This is a genomic window from Pseudobacillus sp. 179-B 2D1 NHS (assembly GCF_045370945.1).
In the GTDB taxonomy this organism is placed as follows: domain Bacteria; phylum Bacillota; class Bacilli; order Bacillales; family Domibacillaceae; genus Pseudobacillus.
Window position 1 is genome coordinate 23,895 of record NZ_JBIQDP010000018.1, and the last position, 21,005, is coordinate 44,899.

General features: G+C 42.3%; 19 protein-coding genes. 10 read left to right on the forward strand and 9 right to left on the reverse strand.

From position 1 onward, the window contains the following. Window positions 1-152: 152 nt before the first annotated feature. The 3 genes from gdhA (at window position 153) to ACH0BF_RS16980 (ending at window position 3,948) form a co-directional block, all read left to right on the forward strand. Window positions 153-1,535: an NADP-specific glutamate dehydrogenase gene (gene gdhA / locus ACH0BF_RS16970; RefSeq protein WP_182917040.1), complete on the forward strand. Its 1,383-nt coding sequence runs from the start codon at window positions 153-155 to the stop codon at window positions 1,533-1,535. Window positions 1,536-1,680: 145 nt separating this feature from the next. Continuing rightward, complete coding sequence (locus ACH0BF_RS16975) at window positions 1,681-2,943, forward strand: dicarboxylate/amino acid:cation symporter (protein ID WP_406909848.1); 1,263 nt, start codon at window positions 1,681-1,683, stop codon at window positions 2,941-2,943. 99 nt (window positions 2,944-3,042) lie between these two features. Beyond that, entirely contained in the window at window positions 3,043-3,948 is a 906-nt protein-coding gene (locus tag ACH0BF_RS16980) for an AEC family transporter (RefSeq protein WP_406909849.1), read from the forward strand. A 92-nt stretch (window positions 3,949-4,040) separates the two neighbouring features. Here ACH0BF_RS16980 and ACH0BF_RS16985 read toward each other — a convergent pair whose 3' ends face one another. The 5 genes from ACH0BF_RS16985 to ACH0BF_RS17005 all read right to left on the reverse strand — a co-directional run bounded on the left by ACH0BF_RS16985 (window position 4,041) and on the right by ACH0BF_RS17005 (window position 10,511). Continuing rightward, on the reverse strand, window positions 4,041-5,669 hold the full coding sequence (locus tag ACH0BF_RS16985; RefSeq protein ID WP_406909851.1) for an amidohydrolase: 1,629 nt from the start codon (window positions 5,667-5,669) through the stop codon (window positions 4,041-4,043). A 27-nt stretch (window positions 5,670-5,696) separates the two neighbouring features. After that, the gene (locus tag ACH0BF_RS16990; RefSeq protein ID WP_406909853.1) at window positions 5,697-7,031 is read right to left on the reverse strand and encodes an APC family permease; all 1,335 of its coding nucleotides are present in this window, start codon (window positions 7,029-7,031) and stop codon (window positions 5,697-5,699) included. A gap of 202 nt (window positions 7,032-7,233) precedes the next feature. Further along, a complete protein-coding gene (locus ACH0BF_RS16995) occupies window positions 7,234-8,088 on the reverse strand; it encodes a carbon-nitrogen hydrolase (protein WP_259455640.1) in 855 nt (284 codons plus the stop codon). A gap of 215 nt (window positions 8,089-8,303) precedes the next feature. After that, on the reverse strand, window positions 8,304-9,656 hold the full coding sequence (locus tag ACH0BF_RS17000) for an APC family permease (RefSeq protein WP_406909885.1): 1,353 nt from the start codon (window positions 9,654-9,656) through the stop codon (window positions 8,304-8,306). 69 nt (window positions 9,657-9,725) lie between these two features. Then, the gene (locus tag ACH0BF_RS17005; RefSeq protein WP_406909855.1) at window positions 9,726-10,511 is read right to left on the reverse strand and encodes a carbon-nitrogen hydrolase family protein; all 786 of its coding nucleotides are present in this window, start codon (window positions 10,509-10,511) and stop codon (window positions 9,726-9,728) included. Between the two features lie 236 nt (window positions 10,512-10,747). Here ACH0BF_RS17005 and ACH0BF_RS17010 point away from each other — a divergent pair, with 236 nt between their 5' ends. Then, window positions 10,748-11,734 carry a sigma-54 interaction domain-containing protein gene (locus tag ACH0BF_RS17010; protein WP_340851901.1) on the forward strand — a complete coding sequence of 329 codons (987 nt, stop codon included), beginning with the start codon at window positions 10,748-10,750 and terminating at the stop codon, window positions 11,732-11,734. Next, window positions 11,731-12,534: a carbon-nitrogen hydrolase family protein gene (locus ACH0BF_RS17015; protein WP_340851900.1), complete on the forward strand. Its 804-nt coding sequence runs from the start codon at window positions 11,731-11,733 to the stop codon at window positions 12,532-12,534. The genes ACH0BF_RS17010 and ACH0BF_RS17015 overlap by 4 nt, the downstream gene beginning before the upstream one ends. Window positions 12,535-12,578: 44 nt before the next feature. Here ACH0BF_RS17015 and ACH0BF_RS17020 read toward each other — a convergent pair whose 3' ends face one another. Continuing rightward, entirely contained in the window at window positions 12,579-13,505 is a 927-nt protein-coding gene (locus ACH0BF_RS17020) for a GDSL-type esterase/lipase family protein (RefSeq protein WP_340851898.1), read from the reverse strand. Between the two features lie 32 nt (window positions 13,506-13,537). Further along, window positions 13,538-15,280 (reverse strand): sensor domain-containing protein, encoded by a 1,743-nt coding sequence (locus tag ACH0BF_RS17025; protein WP_406909858.1) that lies wholly within the window; start codon window positions 15,278-15,280, stop codon window positions 13,538-13,540. A gap of 177 nt (window positions 15,281-15,457) precedes the next feature. Here ACH0BF_RS17025 and ACH0BF_RS17030 point away from each other — a divergent pair, with 177 nt between their 5' ends. Further along, window positions 15,458-15,931, forward strand: a complete 474-nt coding sequence (locus ACH0BF_RS17030; protein ID WP_340851895.1) for a hypothetical protein — start codon at window positions 15,458-15,460, stop codon at window positions 15,929-15,931. A gap of 57 nt (window positions 15,932-15,988) precedes the next feature. On the opposite strand, the gene dat is transcribed toward ACH0BF_RS17030, so the two are convergent. Continuing rightward, complete coding sequence (gene dat, locus ACH0BF_RS17035) at window positions 15,989-16,900, reverse strand: D-amino-acid transaminase (RefSeq protein ID WP_406909861.1); 912 nt, start codon at window positions 16,898-16,900, stop codon at window positions 15,989-15,991. 154 nt (window positions 16,901-17,054) lie between these two features. On the opposite strand from dat, the gene ACH0BF_RS17040 reads away from it, so the two are divergent. Together ACH0BF_RS17040 and ACH0BF_RS17045 are read left to right on the forward strand one after the other, a co-directional pair. After that, window positions 17,055-18,065, forward strand: a complete 1,011-nt coding sequence (locus ACH0BF_RS17040) for an NADP-dependent oxidoreductase (protein WP_340856314.1) — start codon at window positions 17,055-17,057, stop codon at window positions 18,063-18,065. Between the two features lie 240 nt (window positions 18,066-18,305). Further along, on the forward strand, window positions 18,306-18,779 hold the full coding sequence (locus ACH0BF_RS17045) for a GyrI-like domain-containing protein (RefSeq protein WP_340851892.1): 474 nt from the start codon (window positions 18,306-18,308) through the stop codon (window positions 18,777-18,779). Between the two features lie 43 nt (window positions 18,780-18,822). Here the strand turns inward: ACH0BF_RS17045 and ACH0BF_RS17050 are convergent, their stop codons facing one another. Further along, window positions 18,823-19,638: a ZIP family metal transporter gene (locus ACH0BF_RS17050; RefSeq protein WP_220702328.1), complete on the reverse strand. Its 816-nt coding sequence runs from the start codon at window positions 19,636-19,638 to the stop codon at window positions 18,823-18,825. Between the two features lie 217 nt (window positions 19,639-19,855). On the opposite strand from ACH0BF_RS17050, the gene ACH0BF_RS17055 reads away from it, so the two are divergent. Together ACH0BF_RS17055 and ACH0BF_RS17060 are read left to right on the forward strand one after the other, a co-directional pair. Then, window positions 19,856-20,611 carry an AAA family ATPase gene (locus ACH0BF_RS17055; RefSeq protein WP_340851891.1) on the forward strand — a complete coding sequence of 252 codons (756 nt, stop codon included), beginning with the start codon at window positions 19,856-19,858 and terminating at the stop codon, window positions 20,609-20,611. Window positions 20,612-20,693: 82 nt separating this feature from the next. After that, complete coding sequence (locus tag ACH0BF_RS17060; RefSeq protein WP_259455642.1) at window positions 20,694-20,969, forward strand: hypothetical protein; 276 nt, start codon at window positions 20,694-20,696, stop codon at window positions 20,967-20,969. Window positions 20,970-21,005: the final 36 nt, after the last annotated feature.

A 21,005-nucleotide genomic window follows, 5' to 3' on the forward strand; every position in this document is an offset into this window, starting at 1 on the left:
GCCTTCCCCATGTGGAAGGCCCTCTTTTTAATCTCATTTCGGCATTGATTACATATCTTAATGGCATTGACGATATTATTTAGCGTACCGTAAGATATAGATATATCGTTTAATTATTCATAAAATTCTTTATACAGGTGGGAGAGATGGAAATGAATATAACAAAAGAGATACCTAATTCTGGTATGAAAATAGCAAAATCCTATGTAGATAGCGTATATCAAACAGTTCAAGAGCGAAACGCCGGAGAAAAAGAATTTCACCAGGCTGTAAAGGAAATTTTCGACTCACTCATCCCTGTATTTGCCAAATACCCTCAATATATGCATAACAGCATCCTCGAAAGAATTGTTGAGCCTGAACGCATGATCACCTTCCGTGTTCCTTGGGTGGATGATCAAGGAAAAGTTCAAGTGAATCGCGGATTTCGCGTTCAATATAACAGTGCCCTCGGTCCCTATAAAGGCGGCCTTCGTTTTCACCCTTCTGTCAATGCAAGCATTATTAAATTCCTAGGTTTTGAACAAATTTTTAAAAATTCATTAACAGGCCAGCCTATTGGCGGCGGCAAAGGCGGATCTGACTTTGACCCGAAAGATAAATCGGATGGCGAAGTCATGCGCTTTACTCAGAGCTTCATGACTGAGCTTTCTCGCCATATCGGTCCGGATACAGATGTACCGGCAGGTGATATCGGTGTGGGGGCCCGAGAAATCGGCTTTATGTTCGGACAATATAAGCGGCTGCAGAATGCTTACCACGCAGGTGTTCTTACTGGAAAGGGCGTCAGCTATGGAGGAAGCCTGGCCAGAACGGAAGCAACAGGATACGGGACCGTCTACTTCGTGGAAGAAATGCTCAAAGATAATGGCCTGAGCTTTAACGGCAGTACAGTTGTCGTCTCCGGCTCAGGAAATGTCTCTATCTATGCGATCGAGAAGGCAACCCAACTCGGCGCAAAAGTCGTTGCCTGCAGTGACTCCAACGGTTATATTTACGACAAAAATGGAATTAATCTTGATACCGTCAAACGTTTAAAAGAACAGGAAAGAAAACGAATCAGTGAATATACAGACGAACACCCGGAAGCTGTATATGTAGAAGGCTGTTCAAACATTTGGAATATTGCTTGCGATATCGCTCTCCCATGTGCCACACAAAATGAAATCGACGAAGAAGCAGCCCAAACACTCGTTGAAAACGGGGTAAAAGCCGTCGGTGAAGGAGCGAACATGCCATCTACACTAGAAGCGATCGATGTCTTCTTGGAAGCGAAAGTTCTCTTTGCTCCTGCCAAAGCGGCTAATGCAGGTGGTGTCGCGGTATCAGCTTTAGAAATGGCCCAAAATAGCTCGCGTATGCCGTGGACATTCGAGGATGTAGATCAGAAGCTTCATACGATTATGAAAAACATTTATTCTAGCAGTGTCGAGGCTGCTGCTGAATTCGGCTATGAAGGAAACCTGGTGATCGGTGCCAACATCGCTGGATTTATGAAAGTTGCCAACGCTATGCTCGATCAAGGTGTTGTATAAGAGAAAGAGTGACCCCAAAGAGCCAGGCATCTCCTGTCCGACGGAGATATCTGGCTCTTTGCTTTGAGGGAAACCCTTTTCACAGCTTCTCAAACGTAATATGATAAGGAAGTTGTATATTCTCTAAGAAAGGCTGGAAAATTCGTTGAAACGTTTTCTGAAAAGCTATCGATTTACTTTTTTATTGCTCACAGCTATTCTTCTTGGCGGAGTTGCCGGTGTTCTGTTCGGCCCAAAAGCAGCAGTAGTCAAACCGCTAGGAGATTTGTTTTTAAACCTGATGTTCATGATCATTATCCCGCTCGTCTTTTTTAGCATCTCTTCAGCTATTGCCAGCATGGACGGAATGAAGCGGCTGGGAAAAATCATGGCCAGCATTGTGGTTGTCTTCCTGTTCACAGCGGCTACTGCAGCTGTGATCGGCTTGGCGGGCGCTTTTTTATTTAATCCACTTGAGGGAACAGACCTGACGGCGATTAAAAATATTATGGCTGAGTTTGATCCTGCAGAAGCAGAAACAGACAATGTGTCATTTGCTGCTCAGCTAGTAAATACATTTACTGTTAATGATTTTTCCTTGCTTTTGTCGAAAAGCAACATGCTGCAACTGATTGTCTTTTCCATTTTGTTCGGGCTGGCTACTGCTATGACAAAAGAAAAGGGAAAACCAGTAGCTGACTTTCTGGCATCTGGCACAGCTGTTATGATGAAAGTCGTTTCTATTATTATGTATTATGCGCCTATTGGGCTTGGTTGTTATTTCGCCGCTGTTATTGGCGAACTCGGACCACAAATTCTTAGTGGCTATGCCCGGACATTTGCTCTTTACCTTGGCCTGACAGCCCTTTACTACTTTGTTTTCTTTACACTGTATGCCTTTATTGCTGGTGGAAAAGATGGGGTAAAAATCTTCTGGAAACATGCTGCAGCCCCTTCTATTACAGCCATTGCGACCTGTTCAAGCGCGGCAAGCATTCCTGTGAACTTAACTGCTGCTAAAAAAATGGGGGTGCCAAAAGATATTGCAGAAACGGTTATTCCGCTTGGCGCTAATACGCATAAAGACGGATCTGTTTTTGGTGGTGTGTTAAAGGTCGTCTTTTTGTTTGCTCTTTTTAACAAGGATATGACAAGCCTGACGAGCATCTTAGCTATTCTCGGTGTTTCATTTCTCGTTGGTGCGGTTATGGGTGCGATTCCCGGCGGCGGCATGATTGGAGAAATGCTAATTCTAAGTGTATTCGGATTTCCACCGGAGGCACTGCCAATTATCGCTGTGATCAGTACGATTATTGATGCGCCTGCTACTCTATTAAACTCCACCGGGAATACGGTCTGCGCCATGCTTGTCACTCGTCTGGTGGAGGGGAGAAATTGGCTGCAACGCCAGCTGGCCATAGGCTCTTAACAACGGGAGTGCCTCGCTTTGCGGCACTCTCTCTTTATTATCCTCTGTTTCTTTTATAGCCCAGGAGAAAAACATATTGTCCAAATGGAGGTGACACATGTGGAATTGCTAATGATTGTATTGCCAGCCTTCATGATCTTCTTTGCCGGCTTTCTCGGCCAAAAAATAATCGGGTTTGATATCCGATCCATTTCCAAAGCCGCTCTTTATATTATGTCCCCTTTTCTTGCCTTCCGGACTTTCTATACGAACGAGCTGACGATGGAGTATTTCTATATTATCTTATTTTGCCTTTTGCTTTGTCTTGCCCTTGTTTTGATGATTGGGCTTACAGGTTACTGGATGAAAGCATCAAAACCACAGTTGTCTGCAATGATGCTCGGCGGCGCTTTCATGAACAGTGGAAATTACGGCGCTCCTGTCATACTCTTTGCCTTCGGAGCAGCTGGCTTTGACTATGCTGTTATTATGATGGTCTTTCAGTCGCTTCTCATGAATACAGTCGGGCTCTTTTTTGCGTCGCTCGGCGGGAAGGACGAGTCTTCTCTCATCCAATCTCTTAAAAGCGTAGTACGCATGCCAGTCATTCATGGGGCATTGGCCGGTGTTACTCTACAAATTTTATCTATACATATTCCAAAAGCGTTCATGGAAGCGATCAGTCTCGTGGCCGATGCTTCCATCCCAACAGTTATGCTCGTCCTCGGTATGCAGCTGGCCGTTATTGCCCGCAAGCGTGTCGCCTATCGCTATGTCTCTGCGGTTACCTTTATTCGAATGTTTGCATCACCAGTGCTCGCAGTTGCTATCCTTGCTTTCATACCTGTCAATGAACTGCTAAAAAATGTGCTCATCTTACAGGCAGCAATGCCTGCTGCAGCCAATACGACGATGTTTGCCATTCAATTCGGAACGGAGCCCGACCTCGTATCTTTCACCACACTGGTCACTACTTTACTAAGCATTGGAACGATTCCTGTGGTGCTTTTTTATCTAGGAGCTTAAATGATGAAAGACAGCCCCAAACGGATTACATTCGGGGCTGTCCTTTTTATTAATACCCGCCGCAAACTTTAAAAGCAGGCACTCGTTTTTGTTTATTTCAAAGCAGCAGTAGGGGTTTTTTCCCAAACCACTTCGCCATCCATTACTGTAACTTCCACTTCTGTTTGCAGAATTTCTTCCGCTGACACTTCAAATAAGTTGCGATCCAATACAACTAAGTCAGCAAGTTTGCCTTCTTCAATCGTACCTAATTCATCTTCCCGGAAGACACTATAGGCAGAACCCGCAGTATAAGCCTTCAAAGCCTCGGCAAGCGTAACTCGCTCCTGCTCGTTCCAAGTATCATCCAGCGTGAAATCCTTCCTTGTCACTGCATGGTAAATTTCAATCATCGGTTCAAGCGGAACAATTGGATAATCACTGCTATAAGATACAACGGCTCCAGATCTTAATAGAGTGGCATTCGGGTAAATATACGTTTGCTTCTCTTCACCGACACGTGTTGTATGGCTTTCCCTTGGCATCAAAGCCATATGATACGGCTGAATAGAAGGCATGACACCCAGCTCTTTAAAGCGTGGAATGTCCTCTGGCGCAATGACCTCGATATGCTCAAGCGCATGGCGAGCATCCCGTTTCCCATTCACTTGTTGGGCTGTTTCATATAAGTCCAATCCCAACCGGACAGCTCCATCACCAATGGTATGGAAACGAATTTGGAACCCTTCCTTGTCTGCCTCTACTACCCACTTTTCCAGTTGCTCTTTTGTATAGGCGATTTCTCCTCTGGTTTCTGGTTTGTCAACATATGGATCAAGCATATAAGCTGTATAACCGGTCACTACCCCGTCAATAAATTGCTTCAGCCCCGCAGTCCGAAGCTTATCTGAAGAGTAATCTTCCCTGAATTTCTTTGCTTGTTCTATTTGGCCATTCAATGGCGGATAAAGATGGAAGCGGCATGTTAATTGTCCGTTATCTTCAAACTCCTTAAACACAGAATAAGCTTCTAGCTTTTCATGGGCACGGCTCGCATACAGGTCATTGACAGATGTTACACCAAGCTTTGCTGCATGCTGCAAAAACTGGCTCACCATATCGTGCAGCTGCTCCTTCGGAAAATCATAAGCAAAGTCCGCAGCCAAAGCGATGGCAGTTTCAATTAAAATGCCTGTTGGTTCTCCTTGATCACCTTTGTAAATAACTCCATATTCCGGATTAGGTGTCTCACTTGTAATATTGGCAATTTCAAGCGCCTTTGAGTTTACCCAGCCATAATGTCCTTCCGCATGTAATAGCATAACAGGACGGTCTGGCAGTTCCTGATCCAGGATATAACGGTCGGGGAACTCTTTCTTGTCCCATGCCGTATGATCCCAACCTGTGCCGATCACCCACTGTCCATCTGGTTTCCCTTCAGCATATTCTCTTACTTTAACCGCTGCCTCTTCAGCTGATTTGACATCTGTTAAAGACACACAATAATGGCTGAAGAGACTGCCGAGCATAATATGCAAGTGAGCATCGTGGAATCCAGGCATTACAAGCTTATTGCCGGCATCTATTACTTTCGTCTCCTCACTTTTCAGCGCTTCGATCTTTTCTGGCGTGTCGACTCCCATAATCTTGTTGTCTTTAACAGCAATGGCTAGGGCCTCCGGTTCGTCCTTTAATCCTGTAAAAACTGCCTTGCTTTTTATAATTACATCCGCTTTCAACATTTTTCATTCTCCTTTGCTATTTATATACTAAGCTGATAAATCCATTATAGGCGGTTTTTGTCTAAACCCTTTTGTTAAAACCACCATATAGATAAGACCAAGAGCAAACCAAATGCTCCCTAGTACCTTTGAATGGATATCTAAATTAATAAGAAGCCATAAATCAAGCAAGGCTCCAACTGCTGGAATAATTAAATAAAGCAGCGTTCCTTTTAGAGAACGTTCCTTTTTCCGAACAAAGTAATACGTAATAACGGCGATATTTACACTTGTAAATGCAAGAAAAGCGCCAAAGTTAATGAATGAAGCAACGAGTGATAAGCTTAAGAACAATGCAAGCAAGGAAATAGCGCTAATTAATAGGATGTTGTTCACAGGGGTGTTATATTTTTGATGCAAGGTTCCAAAGAACTTATTAGGGAGCTGTCCATCACGACCCATAGCATAAAGCACACGCGAAGCACTTGCCTGAGAAGACATCGCAGAACCAAATGCCGTAACGGCATAGACAGCTAGAAAAGCAGAAGCGAGGGCTTTGCCACCGACAAACTTAATGATTTCATGAGCTGCAGAGTCCGGATCAACAAATGAGTTGTAATTTGGCCAGACATTTTGGGCAAAGTATGAAACGGTAATAAAGATAGCTCCTCCTACTAGCGTGATAATGAAAACTGCCCGTGGGATATTTTTTTGCGGATTCACAGTTTCCTCTGCAAACGCTGTAGCTGAATCAAAGCCAAGGAAAGAAAAACATAGAAGGGCAGCACCCGAAATAATAAATGAAAGCGGCTCTTCCGAATTATAAAACGGTTTCAAAGAAAAGAGAGTGCCAGTGCCCGCCCCTCCTGCAATTTCTTTAATGGATAGCCCAATAAAAAGAAGGATAAATGCAATGGAGAAAATCGTGATAAAAGCATTGGCCTTTGTTGCCAGCTTCACACCTCTCACATTAATAACGGTCACTAATAACAACATGCTAAGTATCCAAACATAGTTTGGCACAGATGGAAAAGCAGCAGAAAAAAAGATGCCAAATAACAGATAATTAACCATAGGAATGAAAAGATAATCCATTAAAATAGCCCAGCCAACAAGAAAGCCCACATACGGGTTTATCGCCTTTTGTGTATAGGCATAAGCAGAGCCGGCAGACGGGATAGATTTAGACATCTGTCCATAACTGTATGCAGTAAACAGCATGACAATCAAGGCCAATAAATAGGCTCCTGGCACCATTCCGTGCGATAATTGGGCCGCAATTCCATACGTGCTGAAAACTGTGGCAAGTGCCATGAACGAAAAACCGAAGAGAACAACGTGGATAAGCCCTAGCGACCTGTTCATTTCTTTTGTCTGTGACATAACAAACCCCCTTAACCCTTTTTATAATTATTGCAAATATTGTGCCAATTAGAAATAATAAAAAAACGAGCCGGTCTATCCTTTTTCGACACACTTTTTATTCGAATATGCATATTTTATGCCTATATGAATAAAAAACCTGATTGCTTAGTCCAAAAAAGCCGTTCACTTATAGTGAACGGCTTTTTAGAGTCTATATTTGCTATTCTATTACACGCTTAAGCAATTCTCCGTAGCTATCCGGGCGTCGGTCTCTATGAAACTGCAATACATTGCGGGCGTGGGTAATCTCTGCAAGATCAATTTCAGCCATAATGATCTCATCTTCTTTTGTTTCAGCTTCCTTAATAATGGTTCCCCATGGATTGCTAATAAAGCTCCGTCCATAAAATGTCATATGGCCTTCATTGCTGTCCTCGCGACCGACACGGTTTACCGCAGCAATAAACATATTATTATGGATCCCGTGAGCACGGATCGCATCTACCCATGTTTGCGATGTATCTAAATCGGGATTGTCAGGTTCTGAACCAATGGCTGAAGGATAAAATACTACATCTGCTCCTTTTAAAGCCAAGATACGGGATGGTTCCGGGAACCATTCATCCCAACAAATTAACACGCCAATCGTTCCATACTTCGTTTTGAAGACTGGATAGCCGGTGTCTCCTTCAGTAAAATAATATTTTTCAATATACTGAGGGCCTTCAGGAATATGATGCTTGCGGTACTTTCCTAAATATTCTCCATCCTCGTATACAACTACCGTATTAAAATATAAACCATCGCGCACATATTCATACAATGAAACGATAATGACTACGCCAAGCTCCTGCGACAACCTTTGCATCCGGTCACAAGTCGGTCCTGGAATTGGTTCAGCCCACTCATATTTATTAACATCAATCGTCTGCGGAAAGTATTGACCGCCAAAAAGCTCCTCTGTACAAATAATTTGCGCTCCTCTATTTGCCGCTTCCCGTATTAACCCTTCAGCTGTTTCTACATTTTTTTCGCGGTCTTCTACGCACTTATGCTGGATTAATGCAATGTTCATTTTTCCTCTTCCCATTAGTCTCTCCCTTTCTATGTATGGTACCTATCTAATGTTTAAAGACCAGTAGAAGATTGTTTGCTCTCTACGATCATTTAACTGATAAATGCAAATATTATGCCAATAAAAAAGTAAGTCTGGAAAACAAACAAAAAAGGCCTACGGATATCTTCCATTAGCCCTTTTCGTTCTTCCCTATTCTTTATCACTCTTTTTTTCTATGAGGCTGCATCGACGTCATCGATCGCCATTTCTGGAGGGGCCTCACGAAACAGCTTCGTTAAAAACAGTAAGTAGATAAATCCAATCAAGGCCCATGCACCTCCAAGGATCAATGCATGTTTGTCCAAATTGATAAGCAGCCAAGCATCAAACGCGGCTCCAATTAATGGGAGGACCAAATAGGAAAAGACATGTTTCCCCGATCGCAGTCCTTTCTTAAAATAGTAATGACCAATAACGGATAGGTTCACAAAAATAAATGTAACAAAGGCACCAAAGTTAATAAATGAAGTGGAGGTAGCTATGTCCATTTTTAATGCCAGCAAAGCAATGATTGCTATTGTAAACAGATTAAGAACAGGTGTGCTGAAGCGTGGATGAATAAAGCCAAATATTTTCTTGGGCAACACGTTGTCACGTCCCATCGCGAATAACAGGCGGGCCGCACTCGCTTGAGCAGATAAACCAGAAGCAAATTGTGCGGTAATCATTCCCGCAAGAAAAATAGCACTAAACAAGTTGCCCCCAACCAAAGCAGCAATCTCAAATCCGGCTGAATCAATATTTTGGAATTTAGTAAAATCCGGATAGACAAGATAAATAAAGTAAGAAGTAATAACGAAAATGCCTCCGCCAATCAAAGCGACAAGAAAGATCGCTCGCGGAATGGTTTTCTTAGGGTCGATGGTTTCTTCCGATAAAGTAGTCACCGCGTCAAAGCCAAGAAATGAATAACAAGCGACAGAGGCACCCGCCAAGACTAGAGAAAAAGACATGTCACTATGAATAAAGGCACTTGCGGAAAAAAGCGTTCCCATTCCCTCTCCACTCATTAAACTTACTGTGGAAAAAATGATAAATAAAAGAATAACGAGAAATTGAAACACCATCATGAGAAAATTCACTCGGGAAGTCGTCCGAATACCAATGAGATTGATAAGAGTAGTTATTACTATAAATGATAAGACCCATATCCACACGGGCACAGTTGGAAAAGCAGCTTGCAAGTATACGCTTCCAATTAACCATATCACCATGGGAAGAAATAAATAATCGAGTAAAACTGCCCATCCTACAAGAAAACCTAAATTCGGATGAATCGATTTACGCGTATATGTGTAGGCGGAGCCGGATACAGGGTAGGCCTTCACCATCTTTCCATAACTATATGCCGTAAATAGCATGGCTATTAATGCGACAAGATAGGCTGTTGGTACCAGCCCACTTGTTGCTTCAGCCAGCACGCCATAAATGCCAAATGAAATCATCGGTGTCATATAAGCTAATCCAAATAAAACAAGCGGTGCTAATGTCAGTGTTCTTTTTAAAGAGTTTCTACCATTTTCCATCAATTTCACCCTTTCCCCTCATCCTTCTCTTTGCCTCCCCGCTTTGTGTAGAGAGGCAAAGTAGACTGATTAAATCAAATGAGTTAAACGTTTTTTAACAAGCGAATGCAAATTACTCGTATAAGCCAGCTTAGGATCCCGCTCTTCATCCATTTGAATATCAATGGTGCGGATTCCCTCTTCTGAGTCAAGCTTGAACAATATTTCCCCTTCGTTATTGACAGCCATGCTATGGCCAAAAAAGTCAAGCTCTCCTTCTTTTCCTGTTCGGTTGCAAATAACAACCGGCACCTCGTTCTCCATCGCTCTGCTTTGCATATACACATGCTGATGCTTTTCATAAGGGACCATATTAGCAGTGTTCACTAAAATAATGTCCGCCCCATTTAAGCGAAGAAGCCTGGATACCTCGGGAAATTCCAGATCGTAGCAAATCATCGCCCCTACTTTTCCGAATTTCGTTTGGAATACAGGCCATCCTTCGCCACGTGTAAAGTAATTTGTTTCTGCATGAAATAAATGGGTCTTGCGATAAACACCAACAATTAGTCCATTTTCGTCAATTAATGCGCTTGAGATATAATAACGCCCCTCTTCTTCTTCAGGAAAGGATATAAGGGCATGAATCTGCAGACTTTTGCAATATAGCGCAATGGTTTTTAATGAGTCTCCTTCTCTTGTTTCCGCCATAAGCGGTAACCTTTCGCCTATGGAATAGCCGGTAAGCGCTAACTCTGGAAAAACAACAATCTCTGCTGCCTGCCGCTTCGCTTCCTTTAAAAAACGAATGATTTTTTTAATATTCTCTTGTTTATCTCCGAGAACTGGAGAGAACTGTGCTACTGCAACCTTCATGACTGATACTCCCTTCTAGTTCTAATGACGGTGGTTCTCCTTATTGCAAGTTCTGTACCAAAATAAAAAGGCCGATTTATTAGTATTTTCTGATATAATTATTGATAAATTAATGATTTTTTTCATTGTTTTTTTATTTCCAACCGCATATTCCATCGTTTAAAACTTGGATTTAATCAAAATAATGATTTTTTTCCTCATAATGATAAAAATCATCAGCAAGGAGTGAAAGGAAATTGACTTCACTAGAAGACTATTCAGTAAATACATCAGCTGGTCCATTAATAGCAAAATCAGAAAAAATGAGAAAGATCATTAACGTCATTCACCGCATTGCTAATGTCGATTCAACGGTTCTTTTGCTTGGCGAGTCCGGAGTCGGCAAAACCATGCTGGCAAAATACGTTCATCAGCAAAGCATGCGACACGAACAACCTTTTATTTCTATTAATTGCAGTACGCTTCCTGAAAACTTAATAGAATCTGAACTATTTGGCTACGAACCGGGATCATTTACGGGTGGAAAAAGAGAAGGAAAAACAGGACTCATTGAATCAGCTGAAGGCGGTACGCTATTTTTAGATGAAATAGCTGAACTTCCTTTTGCGGCACAATCAAAGTTACTGGAGGTTATTCAAGAGAATAAATACCGGAAAATCGGAAGTATTCATGAGAAAGCAGCTAATATCCGGATTATCGCAGCAACGAACAAAAATTTAAAAGAGCTCGTGCAAAAGAAAGGGTTTCGGGAAGATCTCTATTACCGTTTATACGTAGTTCCCTTAATGGTCCCCCCTCTTCGTGAGCGCCATGACGAAATTCCGTACCTCTCTCAATATTTTGTGCAGAAATTCAACCAAAAATATCATCGGCAGTTCAATCTGTCGTCCCTGCTGATGGAGAAGTTTCAATCCTACAACTGGCCCGGCAACATTCGTGAATTAGAAAATACAATTGAACAAATCGTTGTCACCCAATCCGATCAAACAGGCGAAAGCTGGCTTCTAACAGACGCTTTAACCGATACTGTCTTTTTGTCTAAAGAACATATCCTTCCGCTGAAACAAGCGAAACAACAATTTGAAAAAGAGTTAATTTTGCGTGTGTACCATTTATATAAAAGCACTTATAAAGCAGCAGAAGTGCTACAAGTCGATCAATCAACGATTGCTAAAAAACTAAAGAAATATCGAGAAGAAGAGAAAAAAGGAGTAAAACCATGATTAAAATCGCTATTGCACAGTTGCGCTGCGAATTAAAAAAGAAAGAAGCAAATTTAAACCGAATTTTACAAACAATCGAGGAAGCAAAGGAAAAGCAGGCAGACTATGTACTTTTTCCGGAGTTATATTTAAGCGGGTATGCACTAGATGAAGACTTATATTCTTTGGCAGAGCCAGAGAATGGAGAAAGTATCCGACGCATTCAGCTGCAGGCTAAATCCAGCAATGTTGGCGCTATCGTAGGCTTTCCAGAACTAGATAACAGCCTCTTGTATAATTCAGCTTTATTAATTGGGAAAAATGGCAACATGCTTGGGAAATATCGAAAGGTTCATTTATATCATCAAGAAAAACAATGGTTTACAGCCGGAGATTCCTTTCCTGTATTCTCCCTTCCGGAAGGAGATGTCGGCCTTATGATTACCTATGATATGGAATTTCCGGAGGCTTCTCGGATATTAGCTTTAAAAAACGCTCAGCTTCTACTCGTACTTGCAGCTAATATGCTTCCTTATCAGCATTATCAGGACGCCTTTTTACGTGCCCGTGCCCTAGAAAATCATATCTATATAGGAGCGGCTAACATGGTTGGTTTAGACAGTGAGAATATCTTTTTTGGTGAAAGCCAAGTTGTTCACCCTAGCGGCAAGACCATATACAAAGGACGAAACAATGAAGAACTGCCTGTTCTTCCCATCAATTTAAAGGAAATCAACCGCGAGCAGGGGCTGCTCAATTATTTGCAAAACCGTCGTCCAGATGTGTATCAATCTGAACAACTAGAGGCCAATAAAAATTGAAACAGCAAAAAAGCCTTCCTAATGATTAGGAAGGCTTTTCCCCTTTAAGTATATTCACCGCGCTTACAGCTTTTCCCCTGTTCTTTGGCAGCTGTTTTTCCATTCTCCTTTTTCGCTGGCTTCTCTTTCCTGCTGTTCTCTGAAGTTTCTCTGCTTGCTGATCGGCTGGGATGGCTTTTTTTCAGCTTAGAAAAAGGCACTGGCGCTGGCAGCTGCGATAATATACTTGTCGGAATTAGTCGGCTTCCAGGCGCATACACTTCGATGAAGCTGTTTGCCATCTCCAAATAACCGCCTGGTGCCGGATGCACATCTGCCGGGTTAGGAATAAGCGAACGGGCATTTGTTCCGAACCGCCCAGAAACCGGTACGAAATAAGCACCTGCTCTTTTTGCTTCCTGCTCAATAATTTCATTTAAAAGCGTCAGCTGGCTTGCAACGGATGGCTTCTGTTCTTCTTTCACATGAGGGAACGGAAAATAATAACCCATGACATAAATATCCGCCTGCCGATTCATTTTTCGTATCTTTTCAAATATTTTTACATAGTTTTTTCGTACCCCGTTAAGTGCAAAAGCCACTGGGATAGGCTGGTAGCTTAACATCCTCCGGGTAGAGTCGTTTTGAATAAGCGGCAGCATATCGTTTGCTCCCGCAGAAATGGTGATCAAATCGGCTGTTTTGATCAAGGCCTGTGCTTCTTTCTTTTCCAACTGCTCCAATACTTGTCCGGTTGAATACCCGGGAAAAGCCAATTGCTTTGAAAAGCTAGATAACTGTCCCGTTTGCTGCAGAGACAGGGCAATTAAGTCTGTATAGCTGGCACCGATTTCTTTATGAGGTGTTTGCCCTGCAGCGAGCGAATCACCAAGCGCCACATACCGAACTCCGTCTGCTTCCCCATTAAGTGGAAATAAGGAGGCGACCAGTAGAAAAACAGTGACTACACTTAGAAAAAACCGTTTCTTCATAAAGACCTGCCTTTCCATTTTATTAAAGTGCATTATTTAACTTGGCTGTTTCTCATGTAATTTAAAAAAGCATCAGCATCCAGCGGCCGGCTGATAAAGTACCCTTGAGCGGTGTCACAATCGGCTGATTCTAAAATTTTCATTTGCTTTTCATTTTCTACCCCTTCAGCGACGATCATTAGCCCTAAATTTCGAGCAAGACTAATCATCGCTTTAGCGATGGCCTTATCAGCTTCTTCTTCCTCAATGTTTTGAATAAATGACCGATCGATTTTCAAGGCATTCATCGGAAACTGTTTTAAATAGCTAAATGAAGAAAAGCCCGTTCCAAAATCATCAATTGAAATAGACACTCCAAGCTGCTGCAATCGAAGAAGAATCACTGCCGCTTCCTTTGGCTTTTCCATTACTGTACTTTCGGTTAATTCTAATTCAAGGGCAGCCGGCTCCAAGCCTGTTTCCTCTAAAATCTGGGCCGTAAGCTCGGCAAAGTCCTGCTTTTGGAATTGCACGGCCGACACATTAACACTCACTTTTAAATGAGTATACCCCATCTCATGCCATTCCTTGCATTGACGACAAGCCTCCCGCAGTACCCACTCTCCTAAAGGAACAATCAATCCCGTTTCCTCAGCCAGTCCAATAAATTCTCCCGGATAAATTAACCCTTGTTCACTATTCCAGCGAACCAACGCCTCCACACCGTATAACTCTTTTGTCCTAATGGATATTTTGGGCTGATAGTGAAGAAGAAATTCTCCCTTTTCCAACCCTTGAGAAAGCAGAATTTCTTTTTCTAAACGCTGATTGGCAGACTCTTTCATCGAAACAGCAAAAAATTGATAGCCATTTTTTCCACTATTTTTCAAAACATTCACGGCGAGGTCGGCATGAACCAAAAGCGAATATAAGCTTTCGCCATCACGCGGGTAAACGCTGACACCAATGCTTGCCGATATAGGTACTTTTTTTTCTAAAACAACGAACGGCTGGCGAAATAGCTCCAACAGTTTTTCGCATAGCTCCGAAATCTCACTTATACAATTTGCGCGGGAAACGAGAAGCGCAAACTCGTCCCCGCTAATACGCGCGGCTAAGATATTTTCTGTTTCAAGTGTTCGCAAACGGCGGGCTGTTTCTTGAAGAAGCAGGTCACCCGCCTCATACCCAAGGCTATCATTAATCTTTTTAAAATAATCTAAATCGAAAACAAGCAGCGCCGATAACCCTTCCTGATCAGTCATTAAATAACCGTCACCATAATGCTCGATATAGCGACGGTTTGGCAAACCAGTTAGCGGATCATAAAACGCCAGCTTTGCCAGTTTTTCTTCTGCTTCTATTCGTTCACTAATATCAAAAGAAAAGCCGAGCAAATATTCTTCGCCATCCTCTTCGCCTTGAATAATGGTTGTACCCGCAAGCATATGGGTCGGCTTTCCATCAAAGTCTACAATTGCCTCTTTCATTCTCAATTGTTTAGACTCCCATATTTCAAGGTCGTTGCAGCGTATTTCCTCAGCGACAGAAGGGGAGAAAAAGTCGAACGAGGTCTTGCCAATCAGCTCGTGGAGTTCTTTGCCATTTTTCTCACAGGCCAGTTTATTAGCAAAGAGCGTCCGCCCGTGCCGATCTTCCAAAAAGATATGAACCGGCAAAGCATCTAATATACTGATGTTTAACGGAGACATAGCACGGATCAAACCAGCAAACGCTTCCGCCTGGTGGAAGGCGTTCTTTTTCTCTTCAGCGCTACCCTGTTTGGATGGATTCATGAGCGTTTCTCCCCTTGTTATAAAATAGGTAATTTTTTGTCGAAATATTACATTTTTCTTTCATTTTACCAGAGGCGATACAAAAAGTAATTACTAAAGTCACGAAATTTAAGAAATAGCGGCGTTTTGGGTATGTTATAATGAAGGCTTATTCTACCTTTAAACTTTGGAGGCACTATGCTGAATTTCAATGAAAAATTGTCGATTATTGAATCTTTTCCTCAACTTCAACGGAAAAATGTCTCTCTCGGCAGGGTCAATTTTCAATTTGCCGACAGTGTGTCAGAAAAAAAGAACATCGTCTACCATCTTCACCCGAATGGAAATGGTTTTGTATATGCGGGAGAATTGGCTGGTTATCCCACAGATGCCAAAGGGATGGTAAATATCCGTGAATTTTCTGCTGAGGAATTAAAGCAGATTATCCATGAATCCATTCAATCCCTTTCTCCAAGAACAGTTGAAGAAGAAGCCGTCGCAGGAGATGCCTATGAAGAAACATGGGTTAATAGAGACGGCCAGACTCTTCTTCTAGTGGAGGAAGAAGATATGTGGAATGTGTATGCCGGTTTGAATTTAGACGGCACCTTTAACTCTTACGGAGAAGCCATTCAATACTTAGATGAAGAAGGTTTCCATCTCTTGTCTTAATAAAAACCCAGGCCTCCCTGCATAAAGCAGCAGAAAGGCCTGGGTTTTTATGAAACTTTATTTCGTTTTTTGTTGAAAGCATTCGTGTAGCCGACCAGTAATAGAACCCGGCCGTCCATTCCCGATCTCACGTCCATCAGCAACAGTCACGGCAAGAACTTCTGACGTCGTACTCGTTAAAAAGACTTCGTCCGCCTGATAAAGCTCTTCAGGTGTAAAATCTTTTTCCACAAACGGAACTCTTAATTCCTCCGCCGCTTCTTTAACCGCGAGGCGAGTAATCCCAGCCAAAATCCGGTTGGAAAGAGGGGTTGTTTGTATCTTTCCGTCTTTTACAATAAATACGTTTGTACTCGATCCTTCTGTAATCCGGCCATCCCGCACGAGTACTGCTTCAAAGCAGCCCTGCTCAAAAGCCTCCTGCTTCGCTAAAATATTTGGCAATAAATTTAATGATTTAATATAGCAATTTTGCCAGCGCTCGTCAGGCAGCACCGCTACTTTAACTCCTTCTCTGCGCATGCTCTCCGATAGCTCTCGAGCCGGCTTCACCGTCATCGAAATAGAGGCTGGACACTTTGGAAACAAATGATTTCTGGGCGCTATCCCCCTCGTTGCCTGTATATAAAGATCCGCTTGAGCCAAGCCGCTTTTTTCTACTAATTGCAGGATCAGTGCTTCCAGCTCATCTGGTTCTTTTCCAATCTCCAGCTTAATGGCCTTAGCACTCATATATAGGCGGTCAAGATGTTCTTTCATCATAAACGGTTTGCCTTGATAGAAACGAATAACTTCATATACCCCGTCGCCAAATTGATGGCCTCGTTCATCAATCGGAATTACCGGATCGTCTACGCCGACAATTTTTCCATTAAAATATGCCAATGCCATCATCGGCACCTCCTTTTTTACAAACAAGAAAAGTGGTCCTTTCACTGAAATGTATGCCTTTTTTAGCAATACATTCATTGAAAAGCTCTCCTTTTTATTATACATAAAAACAAACATACCTAAGTAAAGAAAGACCCTGTGGCTTTCAGTGATTTTTATGAGAAACCTGTACGTTTGTTTCAAGAACAAACGGGTAGGATAAGGGAAAAGAAAAGAGGGGGAAATGACATTGATGAAAAACCGTGAAATACTTTTTTTAAAACGCCCCGATGGCGAACCAACAACCGAACACTTGTCTGTTCAGGAAACCTCTGTTCCGGAATTATCAGAGGGAGAAGCACTCGTCCGGCTACTATATGTATCAGTCGATCCGTATATGCGCGGTCGGATGAATGAAGGAAAATCTTATGTAGAGCCCTTTCAGTTAAACCAGCCTATCGAGGGAGGAGCAATAGCTGAAGTAATAGAGTCTCAATCTGACCAGCTGCAGGAAGGAGACATTGTAACTGGTTCCCTCCCATGGAGAGAATACACAACCATTCCCGCTGAATCTGTTCGTAAAATAGATCCAGCACTTGGACCGATAACAACTTCTCTGCATATTCTCGGCATGACCGGCCTTACTGCCTATTTTGGGTTAATGGATATTGGCCGGCCACAAGAAGGAGAAACAGTGGTTGTTTCTGGTGCAGCGGGTGCTGTCGGTTCTACTGTTGTCCAAATCGCTACTATTGTCGGCGCCAGGGTGGTAGGGATTGCGGGCTCCGATGAAAAAGTTCAATTGTTGAGACAGCTAGGGGCTGATGCCGTTATTAATTATCAAACAGAGGATGTGAATACGGCACTTATGGAAGCCTGTCCAGATGGTGTGGATGTGTATTTCGATAATGTCGGCGGTGACATCTCTGACGCCGTATATCCGCTCCTGAACAAATTCGCCCGGATCATCCAATGCGGAGCCATCTCTTCCTATAATAAAAGAGAGGATCACGGCCCTCGCATTCAGCATTACTTAATTAAGTCCAGCGCCTTGATTAAAGGCTTTACTGTTGGGGATTATCGTGAACGCTATCCGGAAGGCTTTCAACACCTATCCAAGTGGCTTCAAGAAGGCAAACTTACTTATGAAGAAACCATTACAGAAGGATTTGAAAATATTCCGCAAGCATTTTTCGGTTTATTTACAGGCGAAAATATCGGCAAGCAGCTTGTAAAAGTAAATGAGCCCTCCCATAAAGAGTAAACAGTTAGCCTGCAAGCAAGACTCTGCGGCTCGTAAATGATCGGCTATGATCAGTAAAATTTCTATCTGATCAGTAATTTATTTATTCCCTGCAACTCTATACGTTTAAAAAGCCGGCGTAAAAACCGGCTTTTCTAATGAACAAATCATTTTTTATAATTTTCAATTTATTGTAATTATTCTCCGGAATTTTATTGTAAAATAAAAGAACAAGCAATTATTTTAAGCGGAGGTGTCCGAATGATCCCGAAAGTTGTCGAAATTGAGGAGATCAAAGTAATTGGCTTGCAAAAAACATGTCAGACTACTGACCTAGAAACGGAGAAAGCAATACTTTGGAAACAGTTCAAGCAATTTGCTAGTGATATTTTAGATCAAACAAACGGTGAATTAATGGAGATTTGTCGCCAAAAACAAGGAAGCCTAGTGACACACTGTGTTGCCCTGGAAGTAAACAACGTTGATATTGTGCCCGCAGGCATGATTAGTTTTAATATTCCTCCCCAAAGCTATATTTATATGAAGCACAATGGATACACTCACACATTATGGAAATCTCTTAATGAAATAAAACAGTGGGCCAAGGAGCATCACTGCCGCCTGGATCCAAATCAATTCATGATTCATGTAAAAATTTCTGAAGAACCTCCTGTACACGAGCTATATGTAAAGCTTGAAGACAAAAAGAGGGAATCTACCGAAATTGTTGTTTAAGCCATAAAAGCCCCGTACCTTTTGCTGGTAACGGGGCTTTATATTAACCGAGAGCCACATCCAATATCATCATGACCGTAAACCCTGCCATTAAGCCCAGCGTTGCCCAATCTTTGCTGCCGGCTGATTGTGATTGCGGAATCAACTGTTCGACAACAACAAAGATCATGGCACCCGCTGCAAATGCAAGGGCATAAGGCATAATGGGCTGTACAGCGAGCACAGCAGCGGCTCCAATTACAGCAGCAACCGGCTCTACAATGGCAGACAACTGGCCATAATTAAATGCCCGCAGTCGCGACATCCCTTCTCCCCTTAATGGAACGGAGAGCGCAGCGCCTTCCGGCATATTTTGGATGCCAATGCCGATAGCGAGCCCGAGAGCCCCTATTACAGAGGCTTCTCCGAGACCAATGGCTGCGGCCCCAAATGCCACACCAATAGCCAGCCCTTCAGGAATATTATGGAGCGTAATGGCAAGGAAGAGCAGCATTGATTTAGGCAAACCAGTCTTCGGTCCTTCTGCTTCATTTTCTGACAAACCAGAATCCAGGTGAGGAACAACAAAGTCTAGCAGCCTGATAAAAAGGCCGCCAAGCAGAAAGCCAATTGCAGGCGGAAGCCACGGGATCTGCCCGTTTTGTTCACTGAATACGATGGAAGGAGCTAAAAGAGACCAGAAAGAAGCAGCAATCATGACACCAGCAGCAAAACCAAGCATCGTATTCATTACATTTTGATTAATGTGGCGAAAGAAAAAAACAATGGATGCCCCTAACATCGTTAATCCCCATGTTAATAAACCGCCAAGCAATGCTTGAACAGCCGGATTCAAATTGATGAACCAGTCCATTACCATCCGAATCTTTCCTTTCTGACAAGCCGTTATATTCTATAATATGGTGAAAGTGAAATATTATCTAGCTTATTTTTCCCTAGGCAAACTTTTATTCTCAATCCCAATTCTTATTAAAGCATTTAGCAGCTGCCTGATTTATTTTATTATTTATTAAATAAATGGGTGTCTTAAATTTTTTTGTTACACTAATGGAAAACAGATAGGACGGAGGATTTAAATGATCAGTCAATTGGATAGTCCGTTCATAAAAAAAGTTCAATTTAAGACGGAGAGTATCCCTTCTTTCGATGAATATCCTTTTCATCTGCCTTTTATCCAATCAGCAGGAATTGAATTTCATCCCCGGGTTACTTACATTATTGGAGAAAATGGAATGGGCAAATCTACTTTGCTAGAAGCAATAGCGGTTGCTTCTGGTTTTAATCCGGAAGGAGGTACGTTTAACTTTAACTTCTCCACCCATGATTCCCACTCTGAACTTGGGAACTATATAAAGCTTATCAAAGGTATAAAACGTCCCAAAGACGGCTTCTTCTTAAGAGCGGAAACTTTTTATAATGTGGCAACAAACATTGAAGAGTTGGATAGCGAGCCAGGCGGAGGCCGAATCATTGATTCTTTTGGGGGGAAATCGCTTCATCGGCAATCACATGGTGAATCTTTTTTTGCGGTATTTAATCATCGCTTCAGAGGAAATGGCCTTTATATTTTGGATGAGCCTGAGGCAGCTCTTTCACCATTAAGGCAGCTTTCCATGCTTTCGAGGATGCATGACTTAATGATGGCAAACTCTCAATTTATTATTGCTACGCATTCCCCGTTGTTGATGGCGTATCCTGATTCTAAAATACTAGAGGTGACTGAAGACGGGCTATGTGAGAAACCACTCGAAGAAACGAGCCATTATGTTATGATGAAACAATTTTTCGATGATAAAGAGCGACTGCTTCATCATTTGCTTCATACAAATTAGCATAGCTTTCACCTCTTGCCGCAGCCATATAAGCGCCTTAGCACTAATAAACTTTTAAAGAGAAAACGGAGGAGGGTTGAAATTGACTATTTCTCTCATTATTTTGGTGGTCCTATTTGCTATAGGGATGATTTTTTCAATGAATTCCAATCGAAAATGGAAACTGGTGCGGACTGTACATGGCCATGAAAGCTATTATATGGTAGTCGGGAAGCTGAAGAGTAATGGCGTTTCCTATAAAACTAAAACTCCGATTAACTTCGGACACAGAAGTTTTAGCGATAACACTCAATATGATATTTATGTAAAAAAAGAGGAGGAACATAAAGCTATTACAGCCTTGCGGGAGCAGCAATAATACCATTCACAAAAAAGGCCGGCAGAGAGCTTTTTC